General features: G+C 69.7%; 13 protein-coding genes. 9 read left to right on the top strand and 4 right to left on the bottom strand.

Translation table 11 applies throughout. The features are described 5' to 3' along the window. Position 1 precedes the first annotated feature (1 nt). Together EDD34_RS18330 and EDD34_RS18325 are read right to left on the bottom strand one after the other, a co-directional pair. Positions 2 to 892, bottom strand: a complete 891-nt coding sequence (locus EDD34_RS18330; protein ID WP_123815846.1) for a carbohydrate ABC transporter permease — start codon at positions 890 to 892, stop codon at positions 2 to 4. Beyond that, positions 892 to 2241: an ABC transporter substrate-binding protein gene (locus tag EDD34_RS18325; RefSeq protein WP_123815845.1), complete on the bottom strand. Its 1350-nt coding sequence runs from the start codon at positions 2239 to 2241 to the stop codon at positions 892 to 894. The genes EDD34_RS18330 and EDD34_RS18325 overlap by 1 nt, the downstream gene beginning before the upstream one ends. Positions 2242 to 2727: 486 nt before the next feature. On the opposite strand from EDD34_RS18325, the gene arfA reads away from it, so the two are divergent. The 7 genes from arfA (at position 2728) to EDD34_RS18290 (ending at position 11515) form a co-directional block, all read left to right on the top strand. Beyond that, positions 2728 to 4239, top strand: coding sequence for an arabinosylfuranosidase ArfA (arfA, locus tag EDD34_RS18320; protein WP_123815844.1), 1512 nt, complete (start codon positions 2728 to 2730; stop codon positions 4237 to 4239). A gap of 23 nt (positions 4240 to 4262) precedes the next feature. Beyond that, positions 4263 to 5321, top strand: coding sequence for an arabinan endo-1,5-alpha-L-arabinosidase (locus EDD34_RS18315; RefSeq protein ID WP_246012557.1), 1059 nt, complete (start codon positions 4263 to 4265; stop codon positions 5319 to 5321). A gap of 469 nt (positions 5322 to 5790) precedes the next feature. Continuing rightward, positions 5791 to 6954, top strand: a complete 1164-nt coding sequence (gene chvE / locus EDD34_RS18310) for a multiple monosaccharide ABC transporter substrate-binding protein (protein ID WP_123815843.1) — start codon at positions 5791 to 5793, stop codon at positions 6952 to 6954. A 166-nt stretch (positions 6955 to 7120) separates the two neighbouring features. Then, positions 7121 to 8686: a multiple monosaccharide ABC transporter ATP-binding protein gene (gene mmsA / locus EDD34_RS18305; RefSeq protein WP_123815842.1), complete on the top strand. Its 1566-nt coding sequence runs from the start codon at positions 7121 to 7123 to the stop codon at positions 8684 to 8686. Next, a complete protein-coding gene (gene mmsB, locus EDD34_RS18300) occupies positions 8683 to 9867 on the top strand; it encodes a multiple monosaccharide ABC transporter permease (RefSeq protein ID WP_123815841.1) in 1185 nt (394 codons plus the stop codon). Before mmsA ends, mmsB begins: the two co-directional genes overlap by 4 nt. Positions 9868 to 10049: 182 nt before the next feature. Then, positions 10050 to 10793 (top strand): ABC transporter ATP-binding protein, encoded by a 744-nt coding sequence (locus EDD34_RS18295; RefSeq protein WP_123815840.1) that lies wholly within the window; start codon positions 10050 to 10052, stop codon positions 10791 to 10793. Next, positions 10790 to 11515 (top strand): ABC transporter permease, encoded by a 726-nt coding sequence (locus tag EDD34_RS18290; protein ID WP_123815839.1) that lies wholly within the window; start codon positions 10790 to 10792, stop codon positions 11513 to 11515. The genes EDD34_RS18295 and EDD34_RS18290 overlap by 4 nt, the downstream gene beginning before the upstream one ends. 39 nt (positions 11516 to 11554) lie before the next feature. Here the strand turns inward: EDD34_RS18290 and EDD34_RS18285 are convergent, their stop codons facing one another. Continuing rightward, the gene (locus EDD34_RS18285; protein WP_003792170.1) at positions 11555 to 11653 is read right to left on the bottom strand and encodes a 30S ribosomal protein bS22; all 99 of its coding nucleotides are present in this window, start codon (positions 11651 to 11653) and stop codon (positions 11555 to 11557) included. A gap of 191 nt (positions 11654 to 11844) precedes the next feature. Then, entirely contained in the window at positions 11845 to 13023 is a 1179-nt protein-coding gene (locus EDD34_RS18280; RefSeq protein WP_246012556.1) for an acetoin utilization protein AcuC, read from the bottom strand. Positions 13024 to 13186: 163 nt separating this feature from the next. On the opposite strand from EDD34_RS18280, the gene EDD34_RS18275 reads away from it, so the two are divergent. Both EDD34_RS18275 and EDD34_RS18270 read left to right on the top strand, forming a co-directional pair. Next, positions 13187 to 14593, top strand: a complete 1407-nt coding sequence (locus tag EDD34_RS18275; protein WP_123815838.1) for a TrkH family potassium uptake protein — start codon at positions 13187 to 13189, stop codon at positions 14591 to 14593. A 19-nt stretch (positions 14594 to 14612) separates the two neighbouring features. Beyond that, positions 14613 to 15284, top strand: a complete 672-nt coding sequence (locus tag EDD34_RS18270; RefSeq protein ID WP_123815837.1) for a potassium channel family protein — start codon at positions 14613 to 14615, stop codon at positions 15282 to 15284. Positions 15285 to 15314: the final 30 nt, after the last annotated feature.

Below are 15314 nucleotides of genomic sequence, written 5' to 3'. Positions count from 1 at the left end.
CTCAGTCGAGCACGAAGCTGTTGCGCTGGTTCAGGCGGAACTGCACCAGCGTGATGATCAGGATGAGGATGCCCAGCATGATCGCCATGGCGGTGCCGTACCCCATGTCCTGGTAGCGGAACGCCTGGCGCCAGATGTGGAAGACGGACGACGCCGTGCTGTACTCGGGGCCGCCGGTGGGCGTCATGATGTTGATCTCGGTGAAGATCTGCGACCCGGCGATCACCTGGGTGACCACCAGGAAGAACGTCACCGGGCGCACCATCGGCAGGGTGATGGTCCGGAACTTCTGCCAGCCGTTCGCGCCGTCGAGCTCGGCCGCCTCGTAGAGGGCCCGCGGCACGGACTGGATCGCGGCCAGGTACAGGATCATCGAGTACCCCAGGCCCTTCCAGATCAGCATGATGACGATCGCGGGCTTGGCCCAGACCGTGCTGGCGAGCCAGTTGGGGCCGTCGATGCCGAACCAGGCGAGGAACTGGTTCACGAGGCCGAAGTCGCCGTTGTAGGCCCACTGCCAGAGGATCGCGATCGCCGCGAGCGAGGAGATCACCGGCACGTAGTAGACGGTGCGCAGCATGGAGCGCAGGGGGATGGCCCGGTTCATGCCGATCGCCAGCGCGAGGGAGAGCGCCAGGCCGATCGGGATGCCGACCATGTAGAACACGGTGTTGCCCATCGACTGCCAGAAGTACTGGTCCCCGAACAGGCGGACGTAGTTGTCCAGGCCGATGAACCGCATCGCCCCCAGGCCGTTCCACTGCGTCATGGAGGTGTAGAGGGCGAAGCCGACGGGGTAGGCGGTGAAGAGCACGTAGCCGAGCACCGGCGCGGCGACGAACGCCAGCGCCCACCGGTGCTCGGCCTGGTGCAGCCGCGACGAACGCGCCATCACTCGGTCTCGTTCGCCGCCGCGGCCTGCTCGGCCTGCATGTTGGACTCGTCGAGCAGCTGCTGCATCCGCGGCTGCACCTCGGCGAGGTACTCGGCCGCCGTCTGCTTGCCGTCGAGGACGGGCTGGATGTTGGTCCACATCTCGTCGTACCACGCGGCGCCGTAGGTCACCGCGGCCGGCATCGGGCGGCCGTAGTCTTCGACGATGTCGAGGAACTCCTGCCGGTTGGCCGGCTGGACGTCCTCCTCGGCAGCCCACTCGGCGGCCATGTCCTTGAGGTTCGGGACCTGGATGCCGGCGTCGACCAGCGTCTGCTGCGCCGTCGCGTCGGCGGACAGGTAGGTGACCAGCTCGGTGGCCTCCTCGGGCATCGCGGTGGTGGCGGAGACGCCGATCCCGAGCGAGCCGATCCAGGTGGCGGGCTCGCCGGTGGCGCCGGCGGGGTACGGGATGAGGTCGTACTCGAAGTCGAGCTCGTTGTAGGTGCTGACGTCCCACGGGCCCACCGGGAAGAAGGCGAGTTCGCCCTCCATCCAGCGCTGGTAGGTGTCGAGCGTGGCCTGCTGCTCGGAGGACGGAGTCACCTCCTCGACGGTGGTCATGTCGGCGATGTACTGGAGGGCCTCGGCCATCTCCGGGGTGTCGACGGTGACCTCGGTCTTGTCCGCGTTGGTCCAGTCGGCGCCGTTGGACCAGGCCAGGGCCTGGAGGTTCCACTGCACGTTGAGGCCGGTGCCCCACTGGTCGATCTTGCCGTCACCATTGGTGTCCTTGGTGACCTGCTCCATGATGTCGAGCCACTCGTCCCAGGTCAGGGGCTCGTCCTGGTCGGGGAGGTCGATGCCCTCCTCCTCGAGCATGGTCTTGTTGTAGCCCAGGGCGAACGGGCCGACGTCCTTCGGCAGGCCGTAGAGCGCGCCGTCGGGCGTGCCCTGGAGCCGGCCGTCGTACCGGTAGGAGTCGACGCCGTACTCCCAGATGTTCTCCAGGTCGACGCCGGACTCGGCGACGAGGTCCGTGATGTCGAGGAGTACCCCGGACGTCACGTACGACTGCAGGCTCGCCTGCTCGATGTAGAAGACGTCCGGCACGTTGTTGCCGGAGATCGCGGCCTGCAGCTTGGTGGCGTACTGGTCGGCGTCGGTCACGATGACCTCGACCTCGACGCCCGTGTCCGCGCTGAACCGGTCGATCGCCTCCTGGTAGGCGGCCTTCTCGTCCTCGCCGCCGCGGAACATGAAGGTGAGCTTGCCGTCGTCGTCGGTGCTGGATCCGGCGCTGCATGCGGCGGTTCCAGCCAGGACCAACGCGGCCACCATGCCGCTGGCCAGTCGTGACTTCCTCATCACGGTTTCCTCTCGGGTCTGCCTGGTACGACGCCGGGGCGTGGGGTGGGGACCGTGTCCCGGCGTCCGCCTCGACGCGCTTTACATCGATGAAAAGCCATCGACGGTGAAACGGTGGCACGAAGGGCCCCGGATGGTCAAGTGCGGGTGATCACGGGTTCACAACGGTGCGGGGCTGGTCGGTCCGCTGTCCGTGCGGTCGGCCCCCTGGAGTGCCGACCCTCTGGACAGTGGACCGACCGCTCGACGGTGAACCGGCTGCATGGGCGACGGTGGACCGGCCGCTCGACGGCCTGCCGACCGCATCGGCTACGGCGGGCCGACCACTCTGCGATCTGCCGGACGCATTTTCCGCGCCGGGCGACCGCGTGTCGTACGCCGCTTGACCAATGGCCGGTCCAGTGTGCACCATTTCCATGTCTACAACGATGTACAACCACGCGCGGCTGCTGCAGGGCGCGCGAGCAACGTCCATGAGGAGCATCAATGCACGCCGCCACCGTCACCGTCGACCCGGCATTCGTCGTCGGTCCCGTACGCCGCCGCACGTTCGGCACCTTCGTCGAACACCTCGGCCGCTGCGTGTACACCGGCATCTACGAGCCGGGGCACGAGACCGCCGACGCCGACGGGTTCCGCGGCGACGTCCTGGAGCTGACCCGCGAGCTGGGCGTCTCCACCGTGCGCTACCCGGGCGGCAACTTCGTCTCCGGGTACCGCTGGGAGGACGCCGTCGGGCCGGTGGACCAGCGCCCGCGCCGCCTCGACCTCGCCTGGCACTCCACCGAGCCGAACACGTTCGGCGTGGACGAGTTCATGAAGTGGGCGCAGCGATCCGGCGTCGAGCCCATGATGGCCGTCAACCTCGGCACGCGCGGTATCCAGGAGGCCCTCGACCTGCTGGAGTACTGCAACGTGCCGGGCGGCTCGTTCTGGGCGGACCAGCGCCGCGCGAACGGCGTCGAGGACCCGTACCGGATCCGGATGTGGTGCCTCGGCAACGAGATGGACGGCCCGTGGCAGATCGGCCACAAGACCGCGCAGGAGTACGCGCGCGTCGCCGCCGAGACCGCCCGTGCCATGCGCATGGTCGACCCGGAGATCGAGCTCGTGGCCTGCGGCTCGTCCAGCTCGTCGATGCCCACGTTCGGCGAGTGGGAGCGCGCCGTGCTCACCGAGACGTACGAGCACGTCGACTACGTCTCCGCCCACGCCTACTACTTCGAGGAGGACGGCGACCTCGCCTCCTTCCTCGCCAGCAGCGTGGACATGGACAACTTCGTGGCTGCCGTCGCCGCCACCGCCGACCAGGTCCGCGCCGCCCGCAAGCTCGACAAGCGCATCCACATCTCGTTCGACGAGTGGAACGTCTGGTACCAGCAGCGCGCCGAGTCCCAGCCCCCCAAGGGTGACGACTGGCCCGTGGCGCCCGTGCTGCTGGAGGACAAGTACAACGTGGCCGACGCCGTCGTCGTCGGCAGCCTGCTCATCTCGCTGCTGCGCAACACCGACCGCGTGCACGCCGCGTCGCTCGCCCAGCTCGTGAACGTCATCGCGCCCATCATGACCGAGCCCGGCGGCCCGGCCTGGAAGCAGACGGTCTTCCACCCGTTCGCCCTCACCTCCGCCCAGGCCAAGGGCGAGGTGCTGCGCCTCGCCGTCGAGTCGCCCGTGCAGGAGACCGCGAAGTTCGGCGAGGTCCCGGTGCTCGACTCCGTCGCCACGCACGACCCCGAGACCGGCGACCTCGTCCTCTTCGCCGTGAACCGCTCCGTCACCGAGGCGATCGCCCTCGACGTCGACCTGCGCGGCTTCCCCGGGCTCCGCGTCGCCGAGGCCGTCACCCTGGCCAACCCCGACCACACCTGGCAGGCCACCGCCGCGGACTCGACCTCCGTGGCGCCGCAGCCCAACACGTCCGCCAAGGTCGCCGACGACCGCGCCCGGGCCGAGCTGCCGCCCGTGTCGTGGTCGATGGTCCGCCTGGTCCGGGCGTGAGGCGCGGCGTGGTGATCGGGCTGGTGGCAGCGCTTCTCGCGGCCGGGGCCGGCGGTGCGTACATGGTGTCCCGCGGCGGTTCGGCGTCGTCGGGCACCTCCACGGACAGGGCGCTGGCCTCGGCCGGCCAGCTCTTCGTGCACGACCCGGCCCTCGTGGCCGGGGACGACGGCGAACCGTGGTTCGTCTACGGCACCGGCGACGTCCGCGAGGGGTTCGGCGCCCCGCGCATCCTGAGGTCCGACGACGGCGGTGTCACCTGGGACGACGCGGGTACCGCCTGGGAACGGGCCGGGGACCCGTCATGGGTGCGCGAGCCCGGGACCGGCGTCGCCGGCGTCGAGAACTACTGGGCGCCCGAGCTCTACCGGCACGACGGGACCTGGTACCTCTACTACTCGGCGTCGACCTTCGGCTCGAACGACTCCGCGATCGGGCTGGCCACGGGGACGACGCTCGACCCGGCGGATCCGGACTACGGGTGGGAGGACCAGGGCCTGGTGGTGCGGTCCACGCCGGGCGAGACGCACTACAACGCCATCGACCCGGGCGTCGTCGAGGACGCCGACGGCAACCCGTGGCTGTTCTTCGGGTCGTTCTGGGGCGGCATCCAGCGGGTGCCGCTGGAGTGGCCGTCGGGGAAGGTGCCCGACGGCGCCGAGCCCGTGGCCGTGGCATCGCGGGTCGGGGTGGCGGAGAACGCCATCGAGGCGCCTTTCGTGGTGGAGCGGGACGGCTGGTACTACCTGTTCGTCTCCTGGGACAAGTGCTGCAGCGGCGTCGACTCCACCTACCGGATCATGGTGGGGCGCTCGCGGGACGTCGCGGGCCCGTACCTCGACGCCGAGGGCAAGGACCTGGCGCTCGGCGGCGGCACCGAGGTGGCGAGCACGGCGGGCCGGATGATCGGGCCGGGCGGGCAGACGGTGTCGGTGGTGGGGGAGCCGGGGTCGGCGTCGGCCTACTACCTGGCGTTCCACTTCTACGACGGCGACGCCGGCGGCGCGCCGACTCTGGCGGTGCGGGAACTGAGCTGGGACGGTGCGGGCTGGCCGAGCATCCCGGCGGCCGGCCTCGGATAAGCTCGCCGCCATTCGCCGAACCGCAGGTCTGACCCGCTCAGGTTCGCCGAACCGCAGGTCTGGTCCGTCCGGGTTCGCCGAACCGCAGGTCTGGTCCGTCCAGGTTCCCCGAACCGCAGGGTGAATCGTGCCATTCCGTGATTCGAACGATTCACGCTGCGGTTCGACGCCGGCGGGTGGGGTTCGACGCCGGCGGGCGGGGAGGGGCTGCGGTTCGGCGGGTGGGTGGAATTGAGGTTCGGGGGTCGGCTGGGTGGGGGAGTCGTTGGGGGAGTTGGTGGCTCAGGAACGGCGGCGGGATCGGGAGCGGAGCGGGCGGGCTTGTTCGGGGATGGGTGGGTTGGTAATTTTGCGGCGCGCAGTCGTGACGGGATCGTGACAGGCGAGGTTTGGAGCGGGTAAGTGTGAGCGTTAACATCTCGGAGTAGTGCCGGGTAAGTGATCCGGTAACTCTCGAAGAGGAGACCTCATGGCAAACAAGCTCTGGTACAGCCGAGCGATCGCCGCGGTCGCGACCGGTGCGCTGACCGTCACGCTCGCCGCATGCGGCGGGGAAGGTGCCGGCAGCGGCAGCGGCGCGGGCGATGACTCGAACGAAGAAGGCGGCCTCGTCGGCGTGGCCATGCCGACCGAGACCTCCGAGCGGTGGATCGCGGACGGCGCGGCCGTGGAAGAGGGGCTGAAGGAGGCCGGTTACGACGTCGACCTGCAGTTCGCGGGCGATGACATCCCGACGCAGCAGCAGCAGCTCGACGCGATGATCAGCGCCGGTGCCGAGGCGCTCATCGTCGCCGCGATCGACGGCACCACCCTGACCGGCCAGCTCGAGGCTGCCGCCGCCCAGGACATCCCGGTGATCTCTTACGACCGCCTCATCCGTGACTCGGAGGACGTCGACTTCTACGTGTCGTTCGACAACTTCGAGGTGGGCGTCGCGCAGGCGAACGCCCTGCTCAACGGGCTCGGCCTGGTGGACGAGGAGGGCGAGCCCGTCGAGGACGCGCCCGAGGGTCCGTTCAACGTCGAGCTGTTCGCCGGCTCGCTGGACGACAACAACGCGCACTTCTTCTGGGACGGCGCGATGTCCGTGCTCGAGCCGCTCATCGAGGACGAGACGCTCGTCGTGCCCTCGGAGCAGACCGACATCGACCAGGCCGCGACGCCGCGCTGGCTCCAGGAGAACGCGCAGAGCCGCATGGAGGACCTCCTCACGGCGCACTACGACGGCAAGGAGAAGGTCGACGGCGTGCTCTCGCCGTACGACGGCCTGTCGCGCGGCATCATCGAGGCGCTGCGCAGCGCCGGCTACGAGGACGACGCCATGCCGGTCATCACCGGCCAGGACGCCGAGATCGCGTCCGTCAAGTACATCGCTGACGGTGTGCAGAGCTCGACCATCTTCAAGGACACCCGTCTGCTCGCCGACCAGGCCGTCGTGACCGCCGAGGCTCTCCTCGCCGGTGAGGAGCCGGAGGCCAACAACACCGAGGACTACGACAACGGTGTGAAGGTCGTGCCGTCGTACCTCCTGCCCGTGACGACCATCTACGCGGACAACATCGAGTCCGAGCTGGTCGACTCCGGTTACTGGACGGCCGAAGAGGTCGAGTCGGGCCAGGTCGAGGGCGAGTGACCCGTCACTTCTGACCGCTCTGGGTCGCACCCGTGCCGAGGCAGCGTTCCGCGGTCGTGAGCCGCTGCCTCGGCAGCGGAGACGCGCCGGGGCAGGGCGTTCCACGCGGAACGTCCTGCCCCGGCGCCCCAGGGTCGCCGAGGCCGCAAGAGAACAAGGACAGCGCATGTCTGAATCCACTGAGTCACCCGCTGACGGTGACGGCCCCATCCTCGAGATGCGGGGTATCACGAAGACGTTCCCAGGTGTCAAGGCACTCTCGGACGTCAACCTGTCGGTCGACCACGGCGAGATCCACGCGATCTGCGGCGAGAACGGCGCCGGCAAGTCCACCCTCATGAAGGTGCTGTCGGGCGTCCACCCGCACGGCACGTACGAGGGGGAGATCGTGCTCGACGGCGCTCCGGCGTCGTTCAGGACGATCAACGACTCCGAGGCGCGCGGCGTGGTGATCATCCACCAGGAGCTCGCCCTCGTCCCCTACCTCTCGATCGCGGAGAACATCTTTCTCGGCAACGAGCGGCGGCGGGCCGGCGAGTTCATCGACTGGCACAAGACCAACGGGGCGGCCGCGGAGCTGCTGGCCCGCGTGGGGCTCACCGAGTCCCCGACCGCGCCGGTGTCGACGCTCGGCGTCGGCAAGCAGCAGCTCGTGGAGATCGCCAAGGCGCTGTCCAAGGAGGTGCGCCTGCTCATCCTCGACGAGCCGACGGCGGCCCTCAACGACCAGGACTCCGAGCATCTGCTCGACATCCTTCGCCGCCTCCGCGAGGAGGGCGTGACCTGCATCATCATCTCCCACAAGCTGGGTGAGATCGCCTCGATCGCCGACCGCACCACCATCATCCGGGACGGGCGGACCATCGAGACGCTCGACATGTCCGAGCCCGATAGCACGCAGGACCGGATCATCCGGGGCATGGTCGGCCGGTCGCTGGACAGCCGGTTCCCCGAGCGCACGTCGGTGATCGGCGAAGAGGTGCTGCGCGTCGAGGACTGGACGGTGCATCACCCGACCCAGCCGGGACGCGTCATGGTGGACAAGGCGAACCTGAACGTGCGCGCGGGTGAGGTGGTCGGCATCGCCGGCCTCATGGGCGCCGGACGGACCGAGCTCGCCATGTCCGTGTTCGGCCACTCGTACGGCCGGGACATCTCCGGACGGGTGCTGGTGCACGGCCGCGAGGTCTCGGTGAAGAACGTGTCCAAGGCCATCGACGCGGGCATCGCCTACGTGTCGGAGGACCGCAAGCAGCTCGGGCTCAACCTCATCGAGGACGTGCGGCGCAACACCTCGGCGGCCGGGCTGCCGAAGCTGTCCCGCGCGGGCTGGGTGAACCAGCACGAGGAACTGCGCGTCGCCGAGGAGTACCGGGAGTCCATGGGTACCCGCACGCCCAACGTGCTGGTCCCCGTCGGCAAGCTCTCCGGGGGCAACCAGCAGAAGGTCGCCCTGTCCAAGTGGATCTACACGGACCCCGAGGTGCTCATCCTCGACGAGCCGACGCGCGGGATCGACGTCGGCGCCAAGTACGAGATCTACACCCTCATCAACAAGATGGTCGCGGACGGCAAGGCCGTCCTGGTGATCTCCTCGGAGCTCCCCGAGCTCCTGGGCACCTGCGACCGCATCTACACCCTCGCCGCCGGACGCATCACCGGCGAGGTCGACGTCGCGTCGGCCACCCAGGAAGGACTGATGTCGCTCATGACACAGGAGGCTGACGCATGACCACCATTGCGAACCTGAAAGATCTGGTCACACAGAACGTGCGGTCCAGCGGTATCGCCTTCGCGTTCATCGTGATCGTGGGGATGTTCGCGTTCATGACGGACGGGCGGCTCCTCAGCCCGGGCAACCTCAGCAACCTCGTGCTGCAGTACTCGTACATCCTGATCCTCGCGATCGGCATGCTGATCGTGATCGTCGGTGGGCACATCGACCTCTCCGTGGGGTCGGTCGTCGCGCTGACGGGTGCCATCGCGGCCGTCGTCGTCGTCCGGGAGGGCTTCCCGTGGTGGGTGGGCGCCCTGGCGGCCATCGCGGCCGGCTTGCTCATCGGGGTGTGGCAGGGCTTCTGGGTCGCGTACGTCGGGATCCCCGCGTTCATCGTGACCCTGGCGGGCATGCTGCTGTTCCGCGGCCTGACGCTGCTCGTCCTCTCCAACATGTCGCTCTCCCCGTTCCCCGGGGAGTACGGCCAGATCGGGCGCGGCTTCCTCAACGGGCTGCTGGGCGGCTACGGGTACGACACGTTCACCCTCGTGATCTTCGGGATCGCCGTCGTGGGTTACGCGGTGGCGGCCTATCGCAACCGGCGCGCGAAGCTGTCGTACAACCAGGACGTCGAGGCGATCTGGCTGTTCGCGGCCAAGATCGTGCTGGTCGCCGCCGTCGTGATGTGGTTCGCGTGGCAGCTCGCCACCAGCCGTGGCCTGCCGATCGTGCTGATCGTCCTCGCGGCGCTCATCATCGCCTACACGATGATCACGAAGCACAGCATCTTCGGGCGCCACGTGTACGCCATCGGCGGCAACCTCGCCGCGGCACAGCTCTCCGGTGTGCGGGTGAAGCGGGTCAACTTCCTGATCTTCCTCAACATGGGCTTCCTCGCCTCGATCGCCGGCATCGTGTTCTCGTCGCGGTCCAACGCGGCACAGCCCGGCGCGGGCGAGATGTTCGAGCTCGACGCGATCGCCGCCTGCTTCATCGGCGGCGCGGCGGTGACCGGCGGTATCGGCACCATCCCGGGCGCCATGATCGGTGGCCTGATCATGGCGGTCATGTCGAACGGCATGTCGCTGCTGGGCGTCGACCAGTCGGTCCAGCAGGTGGTCAAGGGCCTGGTGCTCCTGCTCGCCGTCGGCTTCGACATCTGGAACAAGAAGCGGGCCGGGGCGCGCACGTCCTGACACCCTCGGGAAGCGGCGGCTGACCCGCGACGACGTCCTCGGGCGTCGCGCGGCGTCGGCCGCCGCTTCTTGTGCTCTGGTGTCACCTCACGGCTCGTTGCCCCTGAAGGCGGTGGCGCGCGGCCGGGTGCCCGGGTCGTCGAGAAGGGCCATCGCCCCGGCGCGTCGGTGAGAATGGGCGGATGGGTGAGCTTTCTGTCCGGGTCGCGGAGCTGGGCGTCGTGCGCGGCGGGCGCGCGATCATCTCCGGTCTGCACGTCGAGGTGCCCGCCGGGTCCGTCGTCGGGCTGCTCGGGCCGTCCGGGTCCGGCAAGACGACGCTGATGCGCGCGATCGTCGGCGTGCAGGACAAGGTCTCCGGGACGGTCGAGGTGCTCGGCGAACCGGCGGGTTCCCCGTCGCTCCGGCGCCGCGTCGGCTACGTCACGCAGGACGCGAGTGTGTACACGGACCTCACGGTCCTGCAGAACCTCGACTACTTCGCCGCGCTGGCCGGTATCTCCGCGCGAGACCGCAAGGCCGCGGTCGCGAACGCGGTGGACGTCGTCGACCTGGGAGGACACGAGAAGCAGCGGGTCGGGACGTTGTCCGGGGGAGAGCTCTCGCGGGTCTCGCTGGCGGCCGCCCTGGTGAGCGATCCCGAACTGCTCGTCCTCGACGAGCCGACCGTGGGGCTCGACCCCGTGCTCCGCCGCGACCTGTGGACGATGTTCCGCGGGCTCGCGGAACGCGGGAAGTCGCTGCTGGTGTCCTCCCACGTCATGGACGAGGCCACGCAGTGCGACCGGCTCCTGCTCATGCGTGAGGGCACGCTCGTCGCGGACATCACCCCGGAAGCCCTGCTGGAGAAGACAGGAGCGCCCGACGCCGAGCGCGCGTTCCTCGCCCTCATCGATGCCGAGAACACCGAGGAGGGGCTGCGATGAACCTGACCCTCGCGACCGCCGGGCGTGTCCTCGCCCAGCTCCGCGCGGACAAGCGGACGATCGCGCTGATCATCGTGCTGCCGTGCCTGCTCATCGGGCTGATCGCCTGGATGTTCGAGGACGACCCGGCGGTGCTCGACAGGTTCGGGCCGGTGCTCGTGGGGATCTTCCCGCTCATCGTGATGTTCCTGGTCACCAGCGTGGCGACGTTGCGTGAGCGGCAGTCGGGCACGCTGGAACGCCTCATGACCACGCCGATCCGCAAGGGCGACCTCGTGGCGGGCTACGCGCTCGCGTTCGGGGTCCTGGCGCTGCTCCAGGCGGTGGTCGTGGTGGGGTGGTCGGTCTGGCTCGGGATGGACGTGGCCGGTCCGCTGTGGCTCGTGTTCGTCGTGGCGCTGCTGGTGGCGATCCTGGGCTGCACCCTGGGGCTGGCGGCGTCGGCTCTGGCGCGGACCGAGTTCCAGGCGGTGCAGATGATGCCCGCGATCGTGTTCCCGCAGCTCATCACCTGCGGGCTGCTCATGCCACGGGATCAGATGCCCGAGGTGCTGGAGTGGCTGTCGCGCGTGCTGCCGCTCACCTACGCGGTGGACGCCATGCAGGAGCTGGCGGCCGGCGCCGAGTGGGAGGGCGTCCGGGGTGCGGTGGGCGTCATCGCCCTGTTCATCGTCGGTGCGGTGGCCCTGGGCGTGCTCACGCTCCGTCGTCGGACGGCGTGAACGACGAAGGGCCCGGCCGTACGGCCGGGCCCTCTCACGTCACTTCTTGTTGCGGCGCTGGTGGCGCGTCTTGCGAAGCAGCTTGCGGTGCTTCTTCTTGGCCATACGCTTGCGGCGCTTCTTGATGACGGAGCCCATGAGGTCCTCGCTTGTCTGTGATGGTCGGGCGGCCCGACGCCGGGCCGCGGCTGACGTGATCCACGGTTGGTCCCGCGGACATACGCCGACCAACACGAGAAAGAGTCTGTCGATCAGGATAACGGCAGATCCGACCACACCAGTAATCGGGGGACTGTGAGTTTCCTGCCCGACGGCCCCGGAGGACAGAGTCAGTCGTGATGCGGGTCCAGGCCCAGAAGCGGGAAGACCGCCTTGCGGGTCGCCTGGACGGCGCGGTCGACCGGGTCGGCCGGGTCCCAGCCGTCCTTCCACGGCCGCCACGCGACGGGCTCGGCCGAGCCCAGGGTCCGGGCCGGCTCGATCTCCGAGACCTCGAGAGCCACCGCGCGCCAGTCCGCCGGGAGGGGCATCCCGGCCGCGAGCGGCGCGTGCGCGGCCTCGGCGACGAGTGACGCCCAGACGAGGGGGACGACGTCGACCACCGCGTACCCGCCGCCGCCGAGTGCGAGCCAGCGGCCGCCGGACAACTCGTGCGCCAGGGCGTGCACCCACACCTGTGCGGTGCGCTGCGCGTCGACGCCGACGTCGAGGTGCGAGAGCGGGTCGTTGCCGTGCGCGTCGCAGCCGTGCTGGGACACGATGACGTCGGGCCGGTGCTCGCGGACGACGGCGGGCACGACGGCGTCGACGGCGCGCAGCCATTCCGCGCCGTGCGTGCCCGGCGGCAGCGAGACGTTCACCGCGGTGCCCTCGGCGCGCCCGGCACCGACGTCCCCGGGGTACCCGGTGCCGGGAAACAGCGTCCGGCCGTCCTGGTGCACGGACACGGTCAGCACGCGGGGATCCTCCCAGAAGGCCGCCTCGACCCCGTCGCCGTGGTGGGCGTCGAGGTCGATGTACGCGACCCGGTCGGCGCCGAGGTCGAGGAGCCGCTGGATCGCCGCCGCCGCGTCGTTGTACACGCAGAAGCCCGACGCGGCGCCTCGCTGCGCGTGGTGCATGCCACCCGCCACGTTCACGCCGTGGTCGATCTCGCCGCGCCAGACGGCCTCCGCCAGGGACACCGACCCGCCGACCTGGCGCGCGGCGGAGTCGTGCATCCCGGGGAACAGGGGGTCGTCCTCGGTGCCGAGGCCCCGGAGCGGGTCCGGTTCGAGGGCGGTCGACGCGCGCGCGACCGCGGCGAGGTAGACGTCGTCGTGCACGGTGCGCAGCGTGGCGTCGGAGGCGGGTTCGGCGGCGACCACCTCGAGGGTCGGGAGATCCGGCAGGCCGAGCGCACGGATCAGCCGCATCGTCAGGTCGAGGCGGACGGGAGACATGGGGTGGCCGGGCCCGAAGTCGTACTCGAGGAGTTCCGGGCTCCAGGCGAGGCGGGCGCGGTGCACACGTCCACGGTATCCGAGATCGTTGCTCCGGCATCCACCGGTCCGCGCGTCGGGCGGTCCGGGATCGCGCGACGCCGGGCGGGATGCGCCGCGTATCGGCCTTCGCGGAGATAGGGTCCGATGAGCGCCGAGGGCGCCACGACCCGAGGAGGACCGGCAGGCGATGAGGTTGAGGCTTCGTGCCCGGGCGTTCGCGCTCCGGGAGCTGGTCGACGAGGTCGCGCGGCACAGCCCGGCCCGGCTCGCGATCGTGGTGTTCGCCGCCGTCATCGCGGTGTTCACGGCGTTGCTGCTCGCCCCGTGGGCGACGGCGTCGGGCACGTCGGCGCCGTTCGTGGACGCGCTGTTCACCGCCGTCTCGGCCGTGTGCATCACCGGGCTCGTGGTGCAGGACACCGCCACCTACTGGTCGCTGTACGGGCAGATCGTGATTCTCACGGGCATCAAGGTGGGCGGCCTCGGGATCATGACGATCGCCTCGATCATCGGGATGGTGGTCTCCCGGAGGATCGGGCTGACCCAGCGGTTGCTCACGGCGTCGGAGACGAAGACCAGCAAGCTCGGCGAGGTCGGATCGCTGGTCCGCACCATCATCGTGACGGCGACGACGCTCGAGCTGGCGATCGCGCTGCTGCTCTTCCCCCGGTTCGTCGTGATCGAGCAGAACGTCGGCAGCGCCGCGTGGCACGCGCTCTTCTACGGGATCTCCGCGTTCAACAACGCCGGCTTCATCCCGACGGAGGAGGGGCTGTTGCCGCACGTCGGCGACTGGGGGCTGGTGCTGCCGGTCGCGCTCGGGGTGTTCCTGGGCTCCCTGGGGTTCCCGGTGATCCTCAACCTGTACCGGGCGCTGCGGGAGGCGCGGGGCCGGGGTCTCGGCAGGCGCTGGAGCCTGCGGCTGACGCTGCACTCGAAGCTCACGCTGACGACGAGCCTCGGGCTGCTGGTGATCGGTTCGGTGGTGATCGGCATGCTGGAGTGGCGCAACCCGCACACGCTCGGCCCGCTCGACTGGCCGGGCAAGATCCTCGCGGCGCTGTTCGCCGGGGTGATGCCGCGGTCCGGCGGTTTCAACACGGTCGACGTCGGGGCGATGGAGCAGTCGACGTGGCTGGTCACCGACGCGCTGATGTTCGTGGGCGGCGGGTCCGCGTCGACGGCCGGCGGGATCAAGGTGACCACGCTGGCGGTGATCCTGCTCGCGATCGTGGCCGAGGCGCGCGGCGACCGCGACATCGACGCCTACGGGCGCCGGATCCCGTCCGACATCCTGCGCCTGGCGCTCGGCGTGACGTTCTTCGGTGCCACGGTGGTACTGCTCAGCAGTGTCACGCTGCTGCACATCACCGACCACACCCTGAGCCGTGTCCTGTTCGAGTCGTTGTCCGCGTACGCGACGGTGGGCCTTTCCACCGGGATCACCGCCGGCCTGCCCGACGCGGCCAAGTACCTTCTGAGCGCTCTGATGTTCGTCGGGCGCACCGGTGGGATCACGTTCGCGGCGGCGTTGGCACTCCGGGACCGGCGTCGCATCGTACGCTTCCCCGAGGAACGGCCGATCATCGGGTGAGGACGTAGAAAGGGACACCGTGGCGGAGAAGAAGGGGCCGGATCGCGAGGCCGGGGTGCTCGTCGTCGGGCTGGGCAGGTTCGGCTCGTCGCTCGCGGCGACGATGGACCGGCTGGGCCAGGACGTGCTCGCGGTGGAGAAGGACCCCGCGCTGATCGCGCAGTGGTCCGGCCGCATCCCGCTCGTGGAGGCCGACGCCTCGAACCCCGAGGCGCTCGAACAGCTCGGCGCGAAGGAGTTCGGTGCGGCGGTGGTCGGTGTCGGGTCGTCGCTCGAGGCGTCCGTGCTGATCACCGGGAACCTCGTCGACCTGGGCACACCGCAGATCTGGGCCAAGGCGATCTCCGCGGAGCACGGCCGCATCCTGACGCGCATCGGCGCGCACCACGTGGTCTTCCCGGAGTCCGACGCCGGTTCGCGGGTGGCGCACCTGGTCAGCGGCAAGCTGATCGACTACATCGAGGTCGAGGACGGCTTCACGATCGTCAAGATGCGGCCGCCGAAGGAGATGCAGGGGTTCACGCTGGCGCAGTCGAACGTCCGCCGGAAGTACGGGATCACCGTGATGGGCGTGAAGTCCCCGGGCCAGGAATTCGTCTACGCGACGCCGGAGACGCGCGTCTCGGCGAACGACCTCCTGGTCTGCTCGGGCCACGCGGAGCTCCTGGAACGGTTCGCGGCCCGGCCCTGAGGTGTCGCGCGGCGTCCGACGGCTCCGGAA

Source organism: Myceligenerans xiligouense, from assembly GCF_003814695.1.
Taxonomy (GTDB): domain Bacteria; phylum Actinomycetota; class Actinomycetes; order Actinomycetales; family Cellulomonadaceae; genus Myceligenerans; species Myceligenerans xiligouense.
Note: the sequence above shows the minus strand (reverse complement) of the source record. Positions and strands in the feature narration are given on the sequence as shown.

Excerpts from the sequence above, each read along its gene's own strand:
- EDD34_RS18275 (WP_123815838.1), top strand. The coding sequence starts at position 13,187 with ATGAGGTTGAGGCTTCGTGCCCGGGCGTTCGCGCTCCGGGAGCTGGTC.
- EDD34_RS18325 (WP_123815845.1), bottom strand. The coding sequence starts at position 2,241 with ATGAGGAAGTCACGACTGGCCAGCGGCATGGTGGCCGCGTTGGTCCTG.
- mmsB (WP_123815841.1), top strand. The coding sequence starts at position 8,683 with ATGACCACCATTGCGAACCTGAAAGATCTGGTCACACAGAACGTGCGG.
- EDD34_RS18295 (WP_123815840.1), top strand. The coding sequence starts at position 10,050 with ATGGGTGAGCTTTCTGTCCGGGTCGCGGAGCTGGGCGTCGTGCGCGGC.
- arfA (WP_123815844.1), top strand. The coding sequence starts at position 2,728 with ATGCACGCCGCCACCGTCACCGTCGACCCGGCATTCGTCGTCGGTCCC.
- chvE (WP_123815843.1), top strand. The coding sequence starts at position 5,791 with ATGGCAAACAAGCTCTGGTACAGCCGAGCGATCGCCGCGGTCGCGACC.
- EDD34_RS18285 (WP_003792170.1), bottom strand. The coding sequence starts at position 11,653 with ATGGGCTCCGTCATCAAGAAGCGCCGCAAGCGTATGGCCAAGAAGAAG.
- EDD34_RS18290 (WP_123815839.1), top strand. The coding sequence starts at position 10,790 with ATGAACCTGACCCTCGCGACCGCCGGGCGTGTCCTCGCCCAGCTCCGC.
- mmsA (WP_123815842.1), top strand. The coding sequence starts at position 7,121 with ATGTCTGAATCCACTGAGTCACCCGCTGACGGTGACGGCCCCATCCTC.
- EDD34_RS18330 (WP_123815846.1), bottom strand. The coding sequence starts at position 892 with ATGGCGCGTTCGTCGCGGCTGCACCAGGCCGAGCACCGGTGGGCGCTG.